Source organism: Xanthobacter variabilis (genome assembly GCF_043831965.2).
Lineage (GTDB): Bacteria > Pseudomonadota > Alphaproteobacteria > Rhizobiales > Xanthobacteraceae > Xanthobacter.
Genome location: NZ_CM195533.1, coordinates 2191724 through 2212399 on the forward strand (window position 1 = coordinate 2191724; position 20676 = coordinate 2212399).

At 65.5% G+C, this 20676-nt stretch carries 14 protein-coding genes and 1 riboswitch; of the genes, 6 read left to right on the forward strand and 8 right to left on the reverse strand.

Annotated features, from left to right (window positions below; translation table 11 throughout):
- Positions 1-77 precede the first annotated feature (77 nt).
- The 4 genes from gcvP to V5F26_RS09520 form a co-directional block, all read right to left on the reverse strand.
- Positions 78-2888 carry an aminomethyl-transferring glycine dehydrogenase gene (gcvP, locus tag V5F26_RS09505; RefSeq protein WP_394947896.1) on the reverse strand — a complete coding sequence of 937 codons (2811 nt, stop codon included), beginning with the start codon at positions 2886-2888 and terminating at the stop codon, positions 78-80.
- An 11-nt stretch (positions 2889-2899) separates the two neighbouring features.
- Positions 2900-3268 carry a glycine cleavage system protein GcvH gene (gene gcvH / locus V5F26_RS09510; protein ID WP_394054557.1) on the reverse strand — a complete coding sequence of 123 codons (369 nt, stop codon included), beginning with the start codon at positions 3266-3268 and terminating at the stop codon, positions 2900-2902.
- A 5-nt stretch (positions 3269-3273) separates the two neighbouring features.
- Positions 3274-4389, reverse strand: a complete 1116-nt coding sequence (gcvT, locus tag V5F26_RS09515) for a glycine cleavage system aminomethyltransferase GcvT (RefSeq protein WP_394947897.1) — start codon at positions 4387-4389, stop codon at positions 3274-3276.
- A gap of 153 nt (positions 4390-4542) precedes the next feature.
- Positions 4543-4630, reverse strand: a riboswitch (glycine riboswitch).
- A gap of 347 nt (positions 4631-4977) precedes the next feature.
- Positions 4978-6768, reverse strand: a complete 1791-nt coding sequence (locus V5F26_RS09520) for an NAD-dependent malic enzyme (RefSeq protein WP_394947898.1) — start codon at positions 6766-6768, stop codon at positions 4978-4980.
- Positions 6769-7327: 559 nt separating this feature from the next.
- Between V5F26_RS09520 and V5F26_RS09525 the strand changes: the two genes are divergently transcribed.
- From V5F26_RS09525 to V5F26_RS09550, 6 genes are all read left to right on the forward strand, one after another.
- Positions 7328-8224 (forward strand): LysR family transcriptional regulator, encoded by an 897-nt coding sequence (locus V5F26_RS09525; protein WP_394054551.1) that lies wholly within the window; start codon positions 7328-7330, stop codon positions 8222-8224.
- Positions 8225-8490: 266 nt separating this feature from the next.
- The gene (gene fumC, locus V5F26_RS09530) at positions 8491-9951 is read left to right on the forward strand and encodes a class II fumarate hydratase (RefSeq protein WP_394947899.1); all 1461 of its coding nucleotides are present in this window, start codon (positions 8491-8493) and stop codon (positions 9949-9951) included.
- A gap of 36 nt (positions 9952-9987) precedes the next feature.
- Positions 9988-10365 (forward strand): cupin domain-containing protein, encoded by a 378-nt coding sequence (locus V5F26_RS09535; RefSeq protein ID WP_394054547.1) that lies wholly within the window; start codon positions 9988-9990, stop codon positions 10363-10365.
- 17 nt (positions 10366-10382) lie between these two features.
- Positions 10383-11879 (forward strand): malate dehydrogenase (quinone), encoded by a 1497-nt coding sequence (mqo, locus tag V5F26_RS09540; protein ID WP_370640746.1) that lies wholly within the window; start codon positions 10383-10385, stop codon positions 11877-11879.
- Between the two features lie 7 nt (positions 11880-11886).
- Positions 11887-13629 (forward strand): ubiquinone-dependent pyruvate dehydrogenase, encoded by a 1743-nt coding sequence (gene poxB, locus V5F26_RS09545; RefSeq protein ID WP_394054543.1) that lies wholly within the window; start codon positions 11887-11889, stop codon positions 13627-13629.
- Between the two features lie 364 nt (positions 13630-13993).
- Complete coding sequence (locus V5F26_RS09550) at positions 13994-14140, forward strand: hypothetical protein (protein ID WP_234054547.1); 147 nt, start codon at positions 13994-13996, stop codon at positions 14138-14140.
- Positions 14141-14371: 231 nt separating this feature from the next.
- On the opposite strand, the gene V5F26_RS09555 is transcribed toward V5F26_RS09550, so the two are convergent.
- From V5F26_RS09555 to V5F26_RS09570, 4 genes are all read right to left on the reverse strand, one after another.
- Positions 14372-15874 carry a PepSY-associated TM helix domain-containing protein gene (locus tag V5F26_RS09555; protein WP_394947900.1) on the reverse strand — a complete coding sequence of 501 codons (1503 nt, stop codon included), beginning with the start codon at positions 15872-15874 and terminating at the stop codon, positions 14372-14374.
- The gene (locus V5F26_RS09560) at positions 15874-16455 is read right to left on the reverse strand and encodes a hypothetical protein (protein WP_394947901.1); all 582 of its coding nucleotides are present in this window, start codon (positions 16453-16455) and stop codon (positions 15874-15876) included. The genes V5F26_RS09555 and V5F26_RS09560 overlap by 1 nt, the downstream gene beginning before the upstream one ends.
- 29 nt (positions 16456-16484) lie before the next feature.
- Positions 16485-18764: a TonB-dependent siderophore receptor gene (locus V5F26_RS09565; protein ID WP_394947936.1), complete on the reverse strand. Its 2280-nt coding sequence runs from the start codon at positions 18762-18764 to the stop codon at positions 16485-16487.
- 998 nt (positions 18765-19762) lie between these two features.
- Complete coding sequence (locus tag V5F26_RS09570; protein WP_394054537.1) at positions 19763-20566, reverse strand: TrmB family transcriptional regulator; 804 nt, start codon at positions 20564-20566, stop codon at positions 19763-19765.
- Between the last annotated feature and the right edge of the window lie 110 nt (positions 20567-20676).

The following is a 20676-nucleotide window of genomic DNA, read 5'->3' on the forward strand; positions in this document are numbered from 1 at the left end:
TCCGGCCTGCCTTTGCCCATGAACTTCTGTTGTGAAACCTTTACCCGACAGCGCGCTGTCGGGCCGGCTCCTTGGGATTACTCGGCGGCCTCGCCATAGGCCGAGAGGGGTGGGCAGGCGCAGATCAGGTGTCGATCACCGGCGACATTGTCGATGCGCGAGACCGGCGGCCAGTATTTCACCAGCGATCCCGGCTCGCCGGCGGGATAGGACGCGATCTGGCGCGAATAAGGGTGAGCCCAGTCTTCCGCCAGTGCCTCGTGCGCCGTGTGCGGGGCATTGACGAGCGGATTGTCGTCCCGGGGCCAGGCGCCCGTTTCGATCCGCTCCGCTTCGCGCGCGATGGCGATCAGCGCCGCGCACAAGCGGTCGACCTCGCTTTTCGGCTCGGATTCCGTGGGTTCCACCATCAGCGTGCCGGCCACCGGGAACGACATGGTCGGCGCATGGAAGCCATAGTCGATCAGGCGCTTGGCGATGTCGTCCACGCTCACGCCGGAACAGTCCTTGAACGGGCGGGTGTCGAGGATGCACTCATGCGCCACGCGCCCGGAGCGGCCCCGGTACAGCACGCGATAATGGCCCTCCAGCCGCGCGGCCAGATAATTGGCCGAGAGGATGGCGATCTCGGTCGCCTTCCGCAGCCCGTCCGGCCCCATCATGCGGATGTACATCCAGGTGATGGGCAGGATCGAGGCGCTGCCGAACGGTGCGGCCGCCACCGCGTGGGAAGAGCCCTCCGCCACATGGCCCGGCAGATGCGGCCGCAGGTGCGCCTTGACCCCGATCGGACCCACCCCCGGCCCGCCGCCGCCATGGGGGATGCAGAAGGTCTTGTGCAGGTTCATGTGGCACACGTCGGCGCCGATGTCGCCCGGCCGGGCGAGGCCCACCAGGGCGTTGAGATTGGCGCCGTCGAAATAGACCTGGCCGCCATGGGCGTGCACGACGGCGCAGATCTCCTGCGCACCCTCCTCGAACACGCCATGGGTGGACGGGAAGGTGAACATCAGCGCGGCAAGATTTGAGCTGTGCTGCTCGGCTTTCGCCTTCAGGTCATCGATGTCGATGTCGCCGTCGTCGGTGCAGCGCACCACCACCACCTTCATGCCCGCCATGGCGGCGCTCGCGGGATTGGTGCCATGGGCGGAAGAGGGGATGAGGCAGATGTCGCGATGGGCCTCGCCACGGGCCGTGTGATAGCCGCGAATGGCGAGCAGCCCGGAATATTCGCCCTGGCTGCCGGCATTGGGCTGCAGGGTCACGGCATCGAAGCCGGTGATCTCGCCCAGCCACCCCTCAAGCTGGCCGATCATCGCTCGGATGCCGGCCGAATGGGGCTTGGGGGCAAAGGGGTGGAGATTGGCGATGTTCGGCCAGCTCACCGGCGCCATCTCCGCCGCGGCGTTCAGCTTCATGGTGCAGGAGCCGAGCGGGATCATGGCGCGGTCCAACGCAAGGTCCTTGTCCGCCAGTCGGCGTAGGAAGCGCATCATGTCGGTCTCGGAGCGATTGTCGTGGAACACGGCCTGGGTCAGAAAATCCGCGCCGCGCGGGGTGCCGGGCAGGCTGTCCGTTCCGGCCGGGGAAGCGGTCGCGCCGAACAGGGCGGCGATGGCCGCAAGGTCGGTCTCGCCGGAGAGCTCGTCGAAGGTGATGCCGACCTGATCGGCGTCGATGACGCGCAGCAGGCGTCCTGCCTTCTCGGCTGCGGCGGCGATGGCTTGCGCCCGGCCGGGAACCACGGCGGTGACGGTGTCGAAGCGGCGCATGCCCAAAATCTGCACGCCGGCTGCGCGCAGCCCCTCGGCCAGCCCCTCGGCCAGTGCGTGGATGCGTCGGGCGATGGCCTGAAGCCCGGCCGGGCCGTGCCAGATGGCATAGGCGGCGGCCATGTTGGCGAGCAGCGCCTGGGCGGTGCAGATGTTGGAGGTGGCCTTGTCGCGGCGGATATGCTGCTCACGCGTCTGCAAGGCGAGGCGGTAGGCGGGCCGGCCGTGCGCGTCCACCGACTGGCCGACGATGCGGCCCGGCATCACCCGGGTGAGCTTTTCGGAAACCGCGCAATAGGCCGCGTGCGGACCGCCGAAGCCCATGGGCACGCCGAAGCGCTGCATGGAGCCGACGGCGATGTCGGCGCCGAGGGTCGCGGGCGTGCCGGTGAGGGTCAGGGCCAGGGGATCGCAGACGAACACCACCAGGGCGCCCGCCGCGCGGGCCTTCGCGATGGCATCTTCATGGTCGCCATAGACGCCGGCCGCGTCGGGCCAGGAGACGATCAAGGCGGCGGTGTCCTCATCGCCGGCCGTGCCGTCGATGGTGATGCCAAGCGGGGCGGCGCGCGTGCGCAGCACGTCGAGGGTCTGCGGCAGCGCCGTGCCGGCGAGGGCCACCTTATGGCGGGCTCCGCGATGATGGCGCACCGCGATGCCCACCGCCTCGGCGACCGCCGTGGCCTCATCCAGCAGCGAGGCGGAGGCCACCGGCAGGCCGGTCAGCTCGCTCACCAGGGTCTGGAAATGGAACAGCATTTCCAGACGGCCCTGGCTGATCTCCGCCTGATAGGGGGTGTAGGCGGTGTACCAGGCGGGGTTCTCGAACATGTTGCGCTGGATGACCTGCGGCACCTTCACGCCGTGGTAGCCCGCGCCGATGAAGCTCTTCATCACGGTGTTGCGGGCCATGAGGCCGGACAGCTCGTCCAGGGCCTCAGCCTCGTCAATGGCGGCGGGCAGGTCGAGAAGGCGCCGCAGCCGGATGGATTCGGGCACGGCCTGGTCGATGAGATCCTCGACGGATGCGGCACCAATCGTGGCCAGCATGGCGGCGATGTCGGTGTCGCCGGGGCCGACATGCCGGTCGACGAACGCGAAGGGGGCGGAGGTCATTGCGGGTCCTGTCAGCCGATAAGGGCGTTGTAGGCGGCTTCGTTCATGAGGCTTTCGAGCTGGCTTGCGTCGGACAGGCGCATTTTCCAGAGCCAGCCGTCGCCGGTCGCGGCGGCATTGACCCGCGCCGGATCGGAGGTGAGGGCTTCATTGACCTCGATGACCTCGCCAGCGGTGGGCGCATAGACCTCCGAGGCGGCCTTGACGGATTCCACCACCACCACCACGTCGCCCTTCGACACGGCGCGCCCCGGTTCGGGCAATTCCACGAAGACGAGGTCGCCGAGCTGGCCTTGTGCATGATCGGTGATGCCGACCGTGGCAATGTCGCCTTCGACCCGCAGCCACTCGTGATCTTCGGTGTAATAGACGGACGACATGAGACTTATCCCTTGCGATAGCGGTGCTGGGTGAAGGGCAGGGGGTGGATCGCCATGGGGATCAACTTGCCCTGCAGGTCTGCGTGGAGGCGGGTTCCGGGCGTGGACAAAGCGAGCGGCACGTAGCCCATGGCGACCGGATGATCGACGGAGGGCCCAAAGCCGCCGGACGTGACGCGGCCAACGGCATTGCCCTCGGAATCGCGAAGCACGGTTCCCGCCCGCACCGGCCGGCGGCCCTCGGCCCTGAGGCCGACGCGCTTCTCGTTGGCGCCCCGCGCCAGCAGGTCACGCAAGGCGGGCGCGCCGACGAAAGCGCCGTCCGCCCGCACGCTTTTGGGGATCGCCCACATCAAGGCGGCGTCGACCGGATTGGTGAGGGGCGTGATGTCGTTGCCGTGCAGGCAGAGGCCGGCTTCGAGGCGCAGGCTGTCGCGGGCGGCAAGGCCGACCCAGCTCACGCGCTCATCGGCCAGAAGCCGGGACAGGAGCGCGCGGGCATCCTTCTCCGGCAAAGCGATCTCGAACCCATCCTCGCCGGTGTAGCCCGAGCGGGTGAGGAACCATTCGGGGTGGGGCTCCACGGCCTGCATGAAGGACAGGGCGCCGGCATCGACGCCGGCCGCGCCGAGCACGGCTTCGGCGTCCGGTCCTTGCAGGGCGAGAAACACGCGATCGAGCGGCGCGATGGTGACATCGAGCGGCGCGGCGAGGGCGCGCAGATGGGCTTCGTCGGCAACCGCATTGCCGGCATTGGCGACCAGCATGAAGCGCGCTTCATCCAGCCGGGTGACGATGACGTCGTCGAGAATTCCGGCTTCGTGATTGAGTAGAAAGGAATATTTCGAGTGTCGTGGGGCCAGGGCTGCCGCCTGGAGGGGACAGGCGCGATCGAGCAGCGCGCCGGCATCGGCGCCGGACAGCTCGAACAGCTTCATGTGCGAGATGTCGAACAGACCCGCATGCGCGCGGGTGTGCTGATGCTCCTTCATGACGCCGGCCGGATAGGTCAGCGGCATGAGCCAGCCTGCAAAAGCGCCGAAACGTGCCTCAGCTTGCCGATGCAGATCTTCCAGGGGGAGGTGTTTTACCGGAAGGTGACTTGCTTCATCGCCCGCCATGACTTCTCCAGAACAGCACGAACCCGACCGCTACGCGCGATCATTGCGTGCCCCTCTGTCTGAAGCCTGAGAGACTCGTGCGAACCAGCGAGATGCGGGCTGCACTTACACCTTCGGCGCGGGGCCGTCAGACCCCGACTTTCCAGAGTGTCCTTACTGTTTCCGGTTCTTTTGCCTGAGAGATTTCGGGCGATTTCCCCTTCGGCGGCAGCGTTATGCTGCACTCTCCCGGAAACAGCTTAAGGCTTGTTGAGCCTTTCGACGCTGGCATCAGATATAGCGGCCGGAAGTTTGTCAACCCCACTTCCGTTTCACTCCACAAAAGCGGTTGAGCGACTGTTTTTTAGGCATAATACAACCACGGGAAGATGGCGGCGCCGTTGTGTACCAGAACAACGTGGCGGTCTGTGACCTGCTGTTCCAGGCGCTGGTGGAGGCGCGATCGCTTCATTCCCGCTTCTCGCCCGCGCGGTCGCACAGTGGCGACCGCGCGGATCTCGTCCTTGCCATGGCGCTCGGTCTCACTGCCCCCGGATGATCCCGGGGGCGCCAGCCGCCGCGGGCCGCCCTAAGCGGGCGATCCGCTCGCTAAACCGCTTCGACGGGGCAATAGACCGGCCACCACTGCCCCGAGCGCACCTTCTCGACGACGTCGTCCGGCTTCTCGTGCGAGAGGCCCTGGGCGATGGCAGTGCGCGCCACTTCGATGGCGACCACGCTGGAGGTGGTGCGCAGCTCCGCGTTCGATGGCAGGAGAGAGGCGCCGGGAGAGGCCTCGGGCGCCTGGCCGGCTACGGCCTGCGCGGCGGCGAAGATCATCTCGTCGGACACCATCGCGGCACGGGAGGCGATGACGCCGAAGCCGAGGCCGGGATACAGCGCGGCATTATTGGCCTGGCCGATCCTGTAGGTCACCCCATCAAGCACCACGTCGTCGAACGGGGCACCGGTGGCGACGAAGGCCTTGCCCTTGGTCCAGGTCAGGATCTGCGTCGGCGTGGCTTCGTGCAGCAGCGTGGGGTTGGAGAGCGGGAAGATGATCGGGTGTTCCACGTGGGCGGCCATCGTGCCCACGATCTCCTGGGTGAACTGATGGGGCGTGGTGGAGGTGCCGATGAGGATGGTGGGCTTCACCGCCGCCACCACCGTCGCAAGGTCGATGATGCCGCCCTTCGCCGCCGCGGCAGCCCGCAGCGCGGACATTTCGGGCCAGCGCGTTTCGGCCGCCGGGATCGCCTCGCAGCGGGTGCGGGCGAGGCCTGCCACTTCCGCGTCGGGGCGCGCATAGGGCCGCTGGAAGTCGAGCAGTCCATCGGACATGTCGGCCGTGAGGAGGCCGGGCAAGTCGACCAGCCACACGCGGCGCGTGGCCTCTTCCTTGGAGAGGCCATGGCGGACCATCAGGTCGCGGATCTGGTCGGCGATGCCGACGCCCGCCGTGCCGGCGCCAAAGACCACCACGCGCTGCTCGCTCCAAGGGGTGCCGGTGCGCGCGACGGCGTTGAGCAGGCCGGCAATGACGATGGAGCCCGTGCCTTGCATGTCGTCGTTGAAGGTGGCGACCTTGTCGCGGTAGCGGCCGAGGATGCGGCGCGCATTGGTGGAGCCGAAGTCTTCCCAGTGCAGCATCGCCTTCGGGAACAGCTTTTTCGCCGCGGTGACATAGGCATCGATGAAGTTGTCATAGTCTTGCCCGCCCACACGGGCGTGGCTGTAGCCGACATAGCAGGGGTCGTTGAGCAGCTTCTCATTGTTGGTGCCGACATCGAGCACCACGGGAATGACCCGGTGAGGGTCGACGCCAGCGGCGGCGGTGTAAACGGCGAGCTTGCCGATGGAGATGTCGATGCCGTTCGAACCCCAGTCGCCGATGCCGAGGATCTCCTCGGCGTCGGTGGCCACCAGCAGGTCGATGTCATCGGGGCCGGCGCCGAACGCCGCCAGCTTCCCCTCGACACCTGCCGGGTCGTCAATGCTCAGGAAGATGCCGCGGGGACGGGTCATCACCTCGCTATAGTTTTCGATGGCCTCGCCGACGACGGGATCATAGACGACGGGCAGCATTTCCAGCATGTGGCGCTGCAGCAGGGCGTAGAACAGCGTGACGTTATTGTCGTGCAGGCGCCACATGTAAATGTGCTTCGCCAGATCAGTCGGGGCGGCGTGATAAGCCTGGTAGGCCAGCTCCAGCTGGGGCTCCAGCTCGGTCGTCACCAGCGGCGGCAACAGCCCGTCGAGGCCGAGGGCCTTGCGTTCCGCGGGCGAGAAGGCCGAGCCTTTGTTGAGCGCCGGATCTCGCAGGACGTCGTAGCCGCGCGCGGTGGTGCTGATGCGGCGGCCGGCAGCATCGGTGATGACCTTTGCCTGTCTGCTAAACATGCTTGAGACCTTTCCGACTTGGTGGACGTTATTGGCGGGTTAAGGGCGGTGGACTTGTGTCCGACGGGCACAGGGCACGCCGGGCGCGCGCCATCACGGTAAGTGGCGGACGGACCCGGCGGAGCGGCCGGAGCCGGAGGGATTGGGCGGCCAACAGCTTCAAGGGGCACGCCGTGGCGCGTCCCCTGCAGGCGGGCGCACGGCTCTTCAAAAGGCGCCGATCACCGCGCAATCCGGTGTTGCCCCCGCGGTGTGGCGCGGAGGGAGAGATTTCGTGTCGCTGCAGAAAAATAAGCTATGACAATTATAATTACGCGCTTTTGCGGATCTGATATATTTATGTGAAAATCGCAATCAGCGTCCGTGAGTCGTGTTTATAAGTTGAGCTTATATTCATGTTGAACGTGCATGTCGACATGAAAGCAATAGAATTCAATTTATTTGATATTTATACATATTTATTTCATTTGAAGATAAATAATCGCGGTGCAACTTGTCGCTGGCGTGTCGTCGAAAGCGTGCTATCAATACCGTCATCGCGGCTGGGGACGGGCAGGGCATGGCAGGACCGGGCGACCTCATAGACACCGACGAACTCAAGGCATTCGACGCGGTGGCGAGCAGCCGCAGCTTCAGTCGCGCGGCGGAGCAGCTGGGGTGCTCCCAGTCCGCCATCAGCCAGCGCGTCGCGCGGATCGAGAAGCGGATCGGGCGCCGGATCATCCGCCGCACGACGCGCCGGGTCGAGCTGACTGCTGATGGCGAGGCGATGTTGATCTATGCCCGCTCCATCCTGGGGCTGGCGGCGGATGCGCGCGAGCAGCTCGCCCGTCCGGGCATGCGGGGGATTTTGAAGGTCGGCATTGAGGATGAGTTCGCGACGACGCGGCTGCCTCTGGCCCTCAGCATCTTCCGCTCCGAGTTTCCGGATTTCGCGATGAAGTTCGTCACCGGCCGCAATGAGCACCTGCACGATGCGCTGCGCGCCGAGGAGGTCGATCTGGTTCTGGGCAAGAGCCACATGGACGATCGCGGCGAAGTCCTCTGGCACGAGCACCTGGTGTGGGTGGGGCGCGCCCGCGAGCGGATCGCGGCGGACGAGCCGCTGCGGTTCATCACCTACACCAGCCCCAGCATCACCAGGACCATCGCCGAGGCCGCCCTTCGCGCCGCCGGCCGCGATTGGACGCCGGTGGTGGAGGGTAGCAACCTTCTCGGCCTGCTGGCCGCGGCGGAAGCCGGCCTTGGCGTCATGGCCATCGGACGCAGCTTCCGGACCCCGGGCATCGCAACCCTTCCGCAGGATGCGGGCCTGCCGCCGCTCGGCACCCTCAGCTATGTGCTGGAGGGACAGGCGGACGCCTCGAACGAGGCGGTGGGCGCATTCTGCAGCGTGTTGCGCAATGCCGCCCGGCAGGTGGCCAGCGCGGCACCGGCGCCGGGCACGGCAAATTGAGCCGGCCGCTGCGACCGATGTCGTTTCAAATGCTTGTGCAACCCGCATTCCGGCAGGTCTGCCGGTCGGGCGCGGGTCCCCGGAAAGGGGGCGCCCGAGTGAGGCCGCAATCCGCCCGCCGGCCTGATGCCATTTGCCACAGGCCCGGCCAGAATTGGTCCATAGGCCGCCTTCCGGAAGCCCATAAGCTTGGCCGCGTCTGATGGCTCCAGATTTCCGCGACTGACGCAGTTCTTGTCATCTCAAATCCGCTCGGAGTTCCGACTATGACTTCGCTTCCTCCCGAGACCCGGACGTTGCTCGATCTGCCCATTGGCATCCAGGCGAGCGGTACCCGGCGCGAGTTCGATTCCATGGGTGAGGTCGAGGTCCCCGCCGACCGTTATTGGGGGGCGCAGACGGAGCGGTCGCTGCATCACTTCAACATCGGTGGCGACCGGATGCCGAAGGCGGTCTATCACGCCTATGGCTATGTGAAGAAAGCCTGCGCGCTGGTGAACGCGGCCGCGGGGCGCCTGCCGGTGGAGAAGCGCGACGCCATCATCCGCGCGGCGGACGAAGCGATCGCCGGGAAGCTCGACGATCATTTCCCGCTCTATGTCTGGCAGACCGGGTCGGGCACCCAGTCCAACATGAACGTCAACGAGGTGCTGTCGAACCGGGCCATTCAGCTGCTCGGCGGCACGCTCGGCACCCAGCATCCGGTTGGTCCCAACGACGACGTCAATATGGGGCAGTCCTCCAACGACACCTTCCCCACCGCCATGCATATCGCCTCGGTGGCGGCGATCGACGACCTTCTGGTGCCGGAGGTGGTCAAGCTGGTGGAGACCATCGAGCGCAAGGCCGCCTCCTGGATGGACGTGGTGAAGATCGGCCGCACCCATCTGGAAGACGCCGTGCCGCTGACCGTCGGCCAGGAATGGTACGGCTGGGCGGGGCAGATCCGCGATGCGATCGCCGCCATCGAGGAGAGCCGCTCGGGCCTTTATCAGCTGGCGGTTGGCGGAACCGCCGTGGGCACGGGCCTCAACGCGCCCAAGGGCTTTTCCGCCGACGTTGCCGGCCAGATCGCGGAATTGACCGGCAAGCCCTTCGTCACCGCGCCCAACAAGTTCGCGGCGCAGGGCTCGCTTGATGCCATGGTGCGGGCCCATGCGGCGCTGCGCGGCCTCGCGGTGGCCCTCATGAAGATCGCCAACGACATGCGCTGGCTGGCCTCGGGCCCGCGCTGCGGCTTTGCGGAGCTGCTGCTGCCGTCCAACGAGCCCGGATCATCCATCATGCCGGGCAAGGTGAACCCGACGCAGTGCGAAGCCATGGTCATGATCGCCATCCAGGTCATGGGCAACGACACCGCGGTCTCGGTGGCCGGCAGCCAGGGCAATTTCGAGCTCAACGCCATGCGCCCCGTCATCATCAACAACTTCCTGCACTCCGCGCGTATTCTCGCGGATGGCTGTGCCAGGTTCCGGGAGTTCTCGGTCGAGGGCACCGAGCTCAACCGCAAGAAGATCGACGAATATGTGAACGGCAGTGTGATGCTGGTCACTGCTTTGTCTCCGGTCATCGGCTATCAGAACGCCGCGCACATCGCGGAAAAAGCGATTGCCGATGGTACGACCCTGCGGGAAGCCGCGCTGGCGTCCGGCAAGGTGGATGCCGCGCTTTTCGACAAGACCATCCGGCCGCTGGACATGGTCGGTACGGGACTGGCTGGCGCTTGAAACGAGGGGGGATAAGCGATGATCAGGTGTGTCAGGATGTGGACCGGGCCCGATGGCAATTCCCTGTTCGAGGAAGGCACCATCGCCCTCGCTGACGGCGAGCGCGGTGACTTCATCGGCAAGGCGGCGGGAGCCAAGAACATTTCCTTCCGCGAAACCGCCTCCGGCGGCTCTTTCGAATGGCATCAGGATCCCGAGCCGCGCTACGTGATCACCCTGTCGGGGACCCTGGAATTCGAAACCAAGTCCGGCGCCACCTTCACCATCCGTCCGGGCGACATCCTCATCGCCCAGGACAATTCCGGCTCCGGCCACAAGTGGCGGCTGATCGGCGATGAGCCGTGGCGCCGGGCCTACGTGGTCTATGAGGAAGGGGTCGATCTCGGCTTCGTTCCTGTGAAGGCCAACAGCTGAACGCGTGGAGACCTGCCGTGTCGCAACCGTCCATCGAAAATCCTGATATCGTCCTCATCGGCGCCGGCATCATGGGCGCCACCCTCGGCACCGTGCTGAAGGAGCTGGAGCCCTCGCTTTCGGTCGTCATGTATGAGCGGCTGGCCGATTGCGGCCAGGAGAGCTCCAACTCCTGGAACAATGCCGGCACCGGCCATGCCGCCAATTGCGAGATGAACTACACGCCGCAGCGGGCGGACGGCTCGGTGGACATCTCCGAGGCGCTCATCGTCAACACCGAATTCGACATCTCGCGCCAGCTCTGGGCCCATCTGGTCCGCAAGGGCGCGATCCCCGATCCGCGCGCCTTCATCCATCCTTGCCCGCACATGAGTTTCGTATGGGGCGAGGAAAACGTTGCGTTCCTCAAGGCGCGCTTCAAGGAGATGTCCGCGCACCACTGCTATCACGGAATGGAGTTCAGCGACGACCCGGCCCAGATCGCGCAATGGGCGCCGCTCATCATGGAAGGGCGCGCCGCGGACGAGAAGGTGGCGGCGACGCGCATCATCACGGGAACGGATGTCGATTACGGCTCCCTCACCCACCTTCTGGTGGCGCAGCTGCGCGCCCAGACCGGGTTCGAGGTGCATTACAGCCGACAGGTGGTCGGGCTGGAGCGCGAGGCGGACGGACGCTGGCGCGTGACGGTGGAGAACGGCGCCGACAAGTCCCGCGAGAGCGTCTCGGCGAAGTTCGTCTTCATCGGCGCGGGCGGCGATGCGCTCGATCTTCTGCAGATGTCCAAGATTCCGGAAGGTCGGGGCTATGGCGGCTTCCCGGTCAGCGGCATCTGGCTGCGCTGCGATGTGGATGCGGTGAGCCAGCGCCACCACGCGAAGGTCTATGGCAAGGCGGCCAGCGGCTCGCCGCCCATGTCCGTCCCCCATCTCGACACGCGCATCATCGGCGGCAAGAAGTCCCTGCTGTTCGGGCCCTATGCGGGCTTCTCGACCAAGTTCCTCAAGCAGGGCTCGCTGCTGGACCTGTTCGAATCCATCACCCCCTTCAATATTCTGCCGCTGCTTGATGTCGCCAAGAATAATATGAGCCTGACTGAGTATCTGATCGGGCAGGTGCTTCAGAGTTCTTCCCACCAGTTCGGTGTCCTGAAGCAGTTTTTCCCGAACGCCGCGCGGGGGGACTGGAAGGAAGCGGTCGCCGGCCAGCGCGTCCAGATCATCAAGCCCAGCGGGCATGAGGGCGGCTATCTCGAATTCGGGACGGAGCTGGTTCCGGCCGCCGACAAGTCGCTGGTGGCCCTGCTCGGCGCCTCGCCGGGTGCCTCGACAGCCGCCTTCATCGCCATGGAGGTCCTCCAGACCTGCTTCGCCGAGCGCCTGACGGACGAGGAGTGGCTGCCGGCCCTGAAGCGGATGATCCCGACCTACGGCATCGATCTGAAGGTTGATGCCGAAGCCTGCGCCCGCACGCGCGCGGACACCGCGCCGGTGCTGAAGATCGACAATATTTGAGGACGCCATGCCAGCAAAAAATGTTGCGGACTTCGTCGTTGAGACCCTGGAAGAGGTCGGGGTCAAGCGCATCTATGGCGTGGTGGGCGATAGCCTCAACGCTATTACCGAGGCGATCCGCGAGCGCCCCGGAATCGAATGGCTCGGCCTGCGCCATGAAGAGGTCGCGGCCTTCGCGGCCTCCGGCGAAGCGCAGGCCACCGGTGAGCTGGCGGTCTGCGCCGGCTCATGCGGGCCGGGCAACCTGCACCTCATCAACGGCCTGTTCGATGCCCATCGCACCCGCACGCCGGTGCTGGCCATCGCCGCCCACATCCCGACGGCAGAGATTGGCGGGGGCTATTTCCAAGAAACCCATCCGCAGAACCTGTTCAAGGAATGCAGCCACTATTGCGAGCTGATCTCTGATCCGGCCCAGCTTCCCTATGTCCTGGATAATGCCATCCGCGCCGCCATCGGCCAGCAGGGGGTGGCGGTGGTCGTGCTGCCGGGCGACATCGCGCTGAAGGCCGCGCCGGAGCACCCCATCGGCACCCGGCGGGCCCTGGTGCCGCCGCGCCCTGTGGTGAGCCCCTCCGAACCCGATCTCGATGCCCTCGCGGAATTGCTCAACGGCGCAAAGCGCGTGACGCTTTTCACCGGACGCGGTTGCGCCGGCGCCCACGCCGAGCTGATGGAGCTGGCAGGAACGCTCAAGAGCCCCATCGTTCACGCTCTGGGCGGCAAGGAGCATGTGGAGTACGACAACCCGTATGATGTCGGCATGACCGGCTTCATCGGCTTCTCCTCGGGCTATGCCGCGATGCAGGGCTGCGACCTGCTGCTGATGCTCGGCACCGACTTTCCCTACAAGCAGTTCCTGCCGACCGGCTGCAAGGTCGCCCAGATCGACATCCGGCCGGAGCAGCTCGGCCGCCGTGCGAGCCTCGATCTCGGTATCGTCGGCGACATCAAGACCACGCTCGCGGCGCTGCTGCCGAAGCTGACCGCGAAGAGCGACACGAGCTTTCTCGATAGCGCAATCAAGCATTATGCCCATGCCCGCGAAGGGCTCGATGAGCTTGCCAAGGGCACGCCGGGCCACAAGCTGATCCATCCCCAATATGTCGCCCGCGTGCTGAGCGAGGCGGCGAGCGACGACGCCGTGTTTACCGCGGATGTGGGGACCTGCACGGTGTGGGCCGCGCGCTACCTGAAGATGAATGGCAAGCGCCGCCTCATCGGCTCGCTCACTCACGGTTCCATGGCGAATGCCATGCCGCAGGCGATCGGTATCGCCAGCGCGCAGCCCGGCCGGCAGGTGGTCACGCTCTCCGGCGATGGCGGCTTCTCGATGCTGATGGGCGACGTGATCTCGCTGAAGCAGCATAAGATTCCGGTGAAGGTCGTGGTGTTCAACAACGGTGTGCTCGGCTTCGTCGCACTGGAGATGAAGGCGGCGGGCTTTGTTGACGCGGGGTCGGGCGTCGATCTGGATAATCCGGATTTTGCCGCCATGGCGCGGGCGATGGGCATCCACGCCATTCGCGTCGAGGATCCGGGGGATCTGCCGGCCGCCGTTGCCGATATCCTGGCCCATGACGGGCCGGCGCTGCTCGATGTGGTCACGGCCAAGCAGGAGCTGTCCATGCCGCCGACCATCGGCATCGAGCAGGTGAAGGGCTTCAGCCTCTGGATGCTGCGCGCGGTGATGGCCGGCAAGGGCGATGCCGTGATCGATCTCGCCAAGACGAACCTGCTGTCGCGCTGAAGCGGCGGCAGGGCGAGGCGCGTGTCGCGGCAAGCGTGATGGCTGCAGGGACGTTGTCCGGGCAGCCGTCGTAGCGCGTAGCGTGGCCGCGCATCGGTAATTTAGTCGTCGATACCATCACGGATGAGCTGACGTGACGATCCGAGACCTGACGTCTGACAAGGCCATTACCGGTACTCTTTCGAGCGGAGAACGGGGCAGAACTTATAGGCTGGCTGTCTCACGCCTTGCACCCGAGGAGCTCCAAGCCATTCGGGCCGCCCTCGATACACGGATTTCGGGGAGCAGGATCGAGACATCCTCCTGGATTCCGGGAGCCGATTGGCGAGGGACCGCGTATCAGCCCATTTACGAACGCGCGGCGATGGCCAATCCCGAACTTGCAGCGCTGATGTTCGGTCTCTTCGTCTGGGAAGCGTTCGAGCGGCATCCGGACGATTGGTACACGGATCGCTTCTCCATGGGCGGAGATGAGGATCGGTTCAGGGTGTATTTCAAGCCAGGGCGCTGAACGCCGAAGAGCTGAGCTCCCGCCTCGGAACGGACCGGCGGCGAACCGGCGCGCGTTGACCGCACATGGCGGAGGGCCAGACACCGGAGCCCGCGGGGGCTCGCCGCCAGGGTCCGCAATCGGCGCCGTAAGGGCCTTTTCGAGCGAAGCGGATGCCGCACTCAGGAATAATCTATTTAACTCAATGAGTTTCATTCCCCCATGTTGCGGGCCGGGAAATGCCCTGGCCTGTCAGACGCCCTTCCATTTGCTGTGGAAGGCGGAGGTGGCCAGGATCAGTGCGCAGCCCACAAGGATGGCGTTGATGGCGGTCGCCATGGGGTCGCTCCCCCGGCTGGCCCACAGGATGGTGTGGAGAATGGCCACGGTGCCGAAGGCCGCGGCCGTGGCAAGGCGCAGCAAGCGCGGCGTGCCGATGCTGTGCCTGGTGGCAAAGGCGGCGGCAAAAGCCGCGGCCATCGTCGTCAGATAGATCGGCAGAAGGGCCCCTGTGTCCATCACGAGAGAGGCGCCGGCAGTGGTGGCAAGGGCGAGAGGCTGGCCCCAGCCCAAAGCGGACCAGGCCGCTTCCCAGCCGGGAGCCGGCTGTCCCTTGTCGCGGCGCCGTGCCAGCCAGATGGTCACGCCGCTATAGGTCACGAGGGTCAAAGCCGCGCCGAGCAGGCCGTAGGCGACCTTCACCGCCATGCCGCCGAACCACCCGATGTGGAGCGGCTGCAGCATGCCAAGGATCTGCTGGCCAATGCCGCCCGTCTCAAGGCCGCCATCGCCGAGCCGGGTACCCTGGCCGTCGAAGTAATAGGTGTTGGCCATTGCGATCTGGCCGGGTGTTCTCATGCCGAGGTGCACCATCTGCCCCGCCGCGCCGATGTGCTGCGCCCGCGCGCTGACGAACCGGGCGTGGGGCACCGTGGCTTCGATCTGGCGGATCATGGCGGCGATATCGGGCAGGGGGGCGGGGGTCTCGTCGGCGCGGGCCATGGGGCCAAGGATCTCGGCGAAGGCCCTTTCCGAGTCCCCGTCATAGGCGGCGAGTGCCAGGATGCCGATGATCAGTGTCGAGAGCCCCAGCAGCGCCCCGGTGAGCGACACCGCAAGATGAAAGGGCAGGCCCCACACCCCGAGGCGGTTATGAAGGTCCGCTTCCTGCAGCCGGCGCGAACCGCCCCATCTGAGAGCAAAGGCATCCTTGAAGATGCGCGGATGGGACAGCAGGCCGGAGATCAGCGAGGAGAGCAGCGCCACGCCCACAAGCCCGACCAGGAAGGTGCCCCACGCGCGCGGCAGGTGCAGCGCCGTATGCAGCTCCGCCAGGAATTCAGACCATGGCGCGCGCAGCGGCGTGATAAGGGAGCCGTTCCCATCTGCCAGCCACTCGCCTTCGACGCCCGCGTGATGGTCGTCATAATGAATCTCGAAGCGCGGGCTGATCGGCCCGGGGCCCGCGATATAGATCGCGTCCGCGCCCCCTTCCGCCAGCGATCGCGCATGGGCGGCGGCGAAGGCCGCGGCGACGGCGTCTGCGGTCACGCCTTGTGGGGCCACGGGGGCGTCCGGCTGTTCCCAACGCTTGAACTCGTTCAGGAACACCGCCACCGTTCCGGTGAAGCAGACGATATAGATCAGGGCCGCAAAGCCGAGCCCCAACGCGGAATGCCCTGCCAACATGGCGCGCACGAAATCCGCCGAGAGCCAGGGGCGGCGGGCCGCCCGCACTTCGATCCGCTGGCGCATCAGCCCATCACCTTTGGCAAAAAAGCGATGCCATAGCCGAAGATGGAGGCCGCCAGGAGCGCCGCCGTGGCTCGTGCGAGGCGGGCATCGGAAAGGGTCCAGGCCATGCCCGCGCCCCACAGGACCGGCACCAGCACGCCGCCGATGACGATGCGATCATGGGGCCCCAGAGGCATGGCGACCGCGAAGGCCACGCCGAGGCCAATGGCCGTGAACCCCGACAGGACGACGGCCAGGAATGCCTTGGCTCCTGCACGCATCCAGTCGGTGCGGCGGGGTTCCTGCTCGAAGGTCGCGGGCGCCGCCTTGCGCCGGCGCGCCTGCCGGACATCCACCCGCACCGCGATCACGGCGAACGCGATGAGGGAGAGGGCGAGAAGGCCGGATGCGATGCCGGGTTTGACCCCGAAGGCCCGCGCAAACATCCAGACGCCGGCGAGGATGAGCCCCCACCCTGCTGCGACCGCCCACGCCGACGCATCCCGCTGGCGCCAGCATCGACGCAGGAGAACGACGCCGCACAGGAGCGGCACCACGCCAGCCAGGCGTCCCAGCGTCTCGATCGCCGGCATGAAGGTCATCGTTGCTCCGCGTGTCGCATGGGGTGCGGTCAGAACTTGTAGGTCAGGCTGGTGATCACGGTGCGGGCCTGGCCAATGGCGCAATCGCCGCGATAGGCTGTGCAGCTCACCACATAGAAGGTGTTGGCAAGGTTCTGCGCGTTCAGCTGCCAGCGCCAATCCTCATTCTCCCACGCCAGCATGGCATCGAAGAGCGTGTAGGCCGGTGTCCTCACATAGAGCGCCTGCTGGGTGGCGACATCGCGTCCAAAGCTTTGCGAAGCCCCGACATATCGCACGCCTCCACCGACGGACCATCCCTTCATCGCGCCGCCCTGCGCCGTGTAGACACCCCACAGCGAGGCCAGATTCTTCGGGATGCCGCTGACCGGTTTGCCCTGCATGAATTCAGAGATGCCCGAAGCGTAGGGGTAAAGCTCCGGATAGCGGTCATAGGTGGCGTCGGTGTAAGAATAGGAGGCGATCATCTTCAATTCGGGCAGAATCTTGCCGGTGACGTCGATCTCAAATCCACGCACCTTGATGTCCGCGCCGCCGACGGCATCGAACAGGAAGTCGGGCTGGACGATGGCGTTTCTCTGCGTCAGCTCATAGAGCGAGCCATTAACCGCCAGCGGCAATGTGGGGTGCTCGTATTTGAAGCCGATTTCAACTTGCTCGCCCTGGAGTGGCTTGGCGGGTGTGAGCGCCTCGCCATAGGCCGTCGCAAAGATGCTGGAGCCCACCAGCGCGCCCGGCTGCGGCGTGAAGGAGGTGGAATAGCTCGCATACGGGGCAAGGCCGAAATCGGTTTCATACATGAGCGCCAGCCGGCTGGACGTGGCGCTCATATTGTCCGAGGGCGACCCGTCCTGCTCGATGGTGAGCCAATCCTGCCTCAGCCCGAGCACGGCGCGCCAGGGCCCGGCCTTGATCTGGTCCTGGAGGTAGAGGCCCACGTCGCTCTGCACCTCGTGGGGCTGCGCGGACATGGGAATGGCATAGGGTGAGACAATGCCGCCGCTGAGGGAATAAAGATAGGTCGACTGGCCGTAGAGCGGCGCATAGATGTCGAAGCGCGGCTGTCCGGGCAGTGCATTGTCCACCAGGGTGCCGGCCGTCTCCAGGTCCATCGCGAAGCGCGTGTAGTCGATGCCGCCCGTCAGCTTGTGCTCGAAGATGCCGGTCTGGAACGTGCCGGACAGGTAGGTGTCGGAGGCCAGCACGCCCGTGTCGGTGTTTTGCTTGGTCACGGCGCGGGCGATCTGACTTTGCCCGGCATTGAGGTAGGGGGCATAGGCCGGATTGAAGATCGGCCCCCCCAAAAGCGCGTTGAAGACCGCCACGCGCGAGGGTGTCATGACGGCCGCATAGGTGGACTGGTAGTCATTCTCGGTGTGTGTATAGCGCGTGACGCTGTGGAGCTTCAGGCTCTCATTGAACCTGTGGTCGAGGAGCATCTCCAGGGATTGTTGCCGGGTGTTGTAGTAATCGCCGGGCTCACCCACAAAAGTGCTGAAATTTGCGCGCTGGCCATATGCATTGGGCGTGAGTGTGCCAAGCGCCGGCAGGAATTGCTGGGTGGAACCGGTCTTGTCATCGCGGATGTTGGCCAGCAACGTGATGGACGTGTCGTCCGTTGGCCGGTAGGTGAGGGAGGGCGCGATCATCAGGCGGTCGTCGCCCACATAGTCAACCTGCGTGTCCGCATCACGGGCGAGGCCGACGACGCGATAGAGCCACTTGCCGTCCTGGGTCAGCGGGCCGCTGCTGTCGAACTTGAACTGTTTGAAGTCGAAAGAGCCATATTCGACCGTAACTTCGTTGCGCGGCGTCGCCAGCGGCAGCTTGGAGACGCCGTTGACGATGCCGCCCACAGGCGCCTGACCATAGAGCATGGAGGCCGGCCCGCGCAGCACTTCCACGCGCTCCAGGGCATAGGGCTCGATGGGGATTGTATAGGTGTAGCCGAAGCTGCTGCGCAGCCCATCAATGAAGTAAGTGGCGGGAATGCCGCGAATATAGTTGTAGTCGCTGCGCGTATCCACGCCGAAGGCCCCGCCCAGGACCCCGGGGGTATAGCGCAGCGCCTCCTGAACATTCTGCACGCCCTGGTCGCGCATCTGCTCGTCGCCGATCACGGTGATGGATTGGGGCGTCTCGATCAGCGGGGTATCGGTCTTGGTACCGACGCGTGAATCCGTCGCGACATAATCGATCACGGGTGAGGCGGAGGACGGAGTGGCCCGGCCGTTGGCGGCGCCCCGCACCCCGGCGGCAACCGACGCGCCGTCGTCGCCTTCCGCGGATGCGGAGCCGACTACTTCCACGGTCGGCAACTCGAGTTCCGCAGCTGCTTGCTGGGCCTTCGCCAAGCCTATGCCGCCGCCCGTAAACGCAAAGCCCAAAAGGAAAACTTCAGTGAAACCACGAAAATTGGTCGTCATTATTCAAATCCCGGCAACCCGCCCAGAGCCGAACGTCAAGATCGTGGCTGATGGGTTTGGCGTGCCGCCGAGTGCAGTAGCTGTTCACCTTGACGTAGCGAAAGTCGCACGAGTCTCTCAGCTTGTCGATGATTGAATAGTTATAAAATTTAATCACATAAACTTATTGCGTATTTTCGTGCAAATGAATGTTTTGAATTACTTTAAGTTTCTGAAGTCGGGGGCGATGTTGATCGCCGGCTGCTGCGGGAGCACCTGCGCGCATGTGGCGGGGGCGGCGCGCTTGCCAGAGGGTGCATCATTTTCAGCCCCTGCACTCCATCTGCATCCGCTTAGACGTGCTCGCCGGCCCCCGGTATCCGAGGGTTTTCGCGGGAGTTTAGCGGTGTGGAGGCCCAAATCTTCGATCCTCCCCTCACTCCGGTCCTGGACAATCCGGGCGGCGCGATGGGATTGGCGGCTGTGCCCGGGCGCGGCGTGGAGTGGGGGCGAGGCGATGGAACTGAAACGAGGCGGCGGTGGCTGAAGCGGGCCGTTCCTTGCCCGGGGCGGGCCCTTCAAGCCGGCGCGATGCGCGCTCGCGCTCTGCCGGCGCCTGTGGTGGCCCAAGCCGCTCCGGCCGCGCATGTCGCACCGAAATCCATCTCCATTCCGGCGGGCCCCTTATGAGGGGGGCGATTGTGCGGCGGCCCTCGGTGCCGGACAGGTGCTGCAGATTGAGGAGCCTCAGGCTCGCCACGCAGTTCTTGAGACGTCGCTCAAGCAGCTTCAGTTCTATTGCAGAGCCTTGCCGCGTTTCGCTAAAGCCGGGGAACGCCATGGCTCACTAATTTGAGGCGTATTCATCAAAGGGACAGGTATCCCCGTCGCTCGCAAGCGCTCTATTGCGGCGAGCCCGCGGTCTTGGTGCCGCGACGGCCTGTCTTCGCCGGTGGGCTGGCTGGCAGGTTCGCAGGGGCGCTCATGGACCAGAGGGTTTCGAACAGGATGGTCTGCAGCCGCGCGAAATCCTCGCTCTCGATGACGAGGCCGTAATTTTCCCGCTTCGAGGAGATGATGGCGACCTTGTCGTCATACACATATTGGGTCACGCCCAGCACCATGCTGTCGGGGGCGTAGCGCAGGTCGCGCAGGTCCTGCGGCGTACAGGGCCAGATGCGCTCGGTGTCCTTGCTGCGCGAGCGCACCACCCTGAGGGTGATGCCGCGATTGACCCGCTCGGAAATGTAGGTGTCCATCTCCGAAAGGCCGGGTGTCTCGATGAGCTCGCCCATGGAGAGGATGCCCCGCAGCACCTTGCTCTGGCAGGTGAGGGTGTCCCACAGCACGGTGTGCACGCCTTCCTCGCCCTCATAGAAGCGGATCTGCGGCTTGCCCTTGGCGCGATTGTAGAGGGAGCGCAGCTGGGGCATCAGGTCGCCGATCACCTGGCGGCGATGGTCGAGCCGCTGCAGCATGCCCACCGGATCTTCGGCGATCACGTAGCGCCGGCCCTGGCGCTCTTCCACCCGGATCAGCTCTTCCTGTTCCAGGCGTTCCAGCACGTCATAAGCGGTGGTGCGGGCAAGGCCGGCGCGGGCGGCGATCTCCTGCACGGGAGCCTCGCCCAGCTCGACGGCGGCCAAATAGAGCTTCAGCAGCTTGCCGCTGATTCCGATCTTCGCCAGCTTTTCTTCAATGCTCATGACGCGCCGATTGAGGTGAGGACAACAAACCGATGTATCAGCCCCGGGTGCCGAGCGCGCAAGGGGCGGGTGAAAGAGTGCCTGCGGCTGAGGGCGCCACCCCGCGCGCT

What these genes read in the sequence shown, in the direction of transcription:
- gcvP (WP_394947896.1), bottom strand. Translation starts at nt 2,888, where the DNA reads ATGACCTCCGCCCCCTTCGCGTTCGTCGACCGGCATGTCGGCCCCGGC.
- gcvH (WP_394054557.1), bottom strand. Translation starts at nt 3,268, where the DNA reads ATGTCGTCCGTCTATTACACCGAAGATCACGAGTGGCTGCGGGTCGAA.
- gcvT (WP_394947897.1), bottom strand. Translation starts at nt 4,389, where the DNA reads ATGGCGGGCGATGAAGCAAGTCACCTTCCGGTAAAACACCTCCCCCTG.
- V5F26_RS09520 (WP_394947898.1), bottom strand. Translation starts at nt 6,768, where the DNA reads ATGTTTAGCAGACAGGCAAAGGTCATCACCGATGCTGCCGGCCGCCGC.
- V5F26_RS09525 (WP_394054551.1), top strand. Translation starts at nt 7,328, where the DNA reads ATGGCAGGACCGGGCGACCTCATAGACACCGACGAACTCAAGGCATTC.
- fumC (WP_394947899.1), top strand. Translation starts at nt 8,491, where the DNA reads ATGACTTCGCTTCCTCCCGAGACCCGGACGTTGCTCGATCTGCCCATT.
- V5F26_RS09535 (WP_394054547.1), top strand. Translation starts at nt 9,988, where the DNA reads ATGTGGACCGGGCCCGATGGCAATTCCCTGTTCGAGGAAGGCACCATC.
- poxB (WP_394054543.1), top strand. Translation starts at nt 11,887, where the DNA reads ATGCCAGCAAAAAATGTTGCGGACTTCGTCGTTGAGACCCTGGAAGAG.
- V5F26_RS09550 (WP_234054547.1), top strand. Translation starts at nt 13,994, where the DNA reads ATGGCCAATCCCGAACTTGCAGCGCTGATGTTCGGTCTCTTCGTCTGG.
- V5F26_RS09555 (WP_394947900.1), bottom strand. Translation starts at nt 15,874, where the DNA reads ATGCGCCAGCGGATCGAAGTGCGGGCGGCCCGCCGCCCCTGGCTCTCG.
- V5F26_RS09560 (WP_394947901.1), bottom strand. Translation starts at nt 16,455, where the DNA reads ATGACCTTCATGCCGGCGATCGAGACGCTGGGACGCCTGGCTGGCGTG.
- V5F26_RS09570 (WP_394054537.1), bottom strand. Translation starts at nt 20,566, where the DNA reads ATGAGCATTGAAGAAAAGCTGGCGAAGATCGGAATCAGCGGCAAGCTG.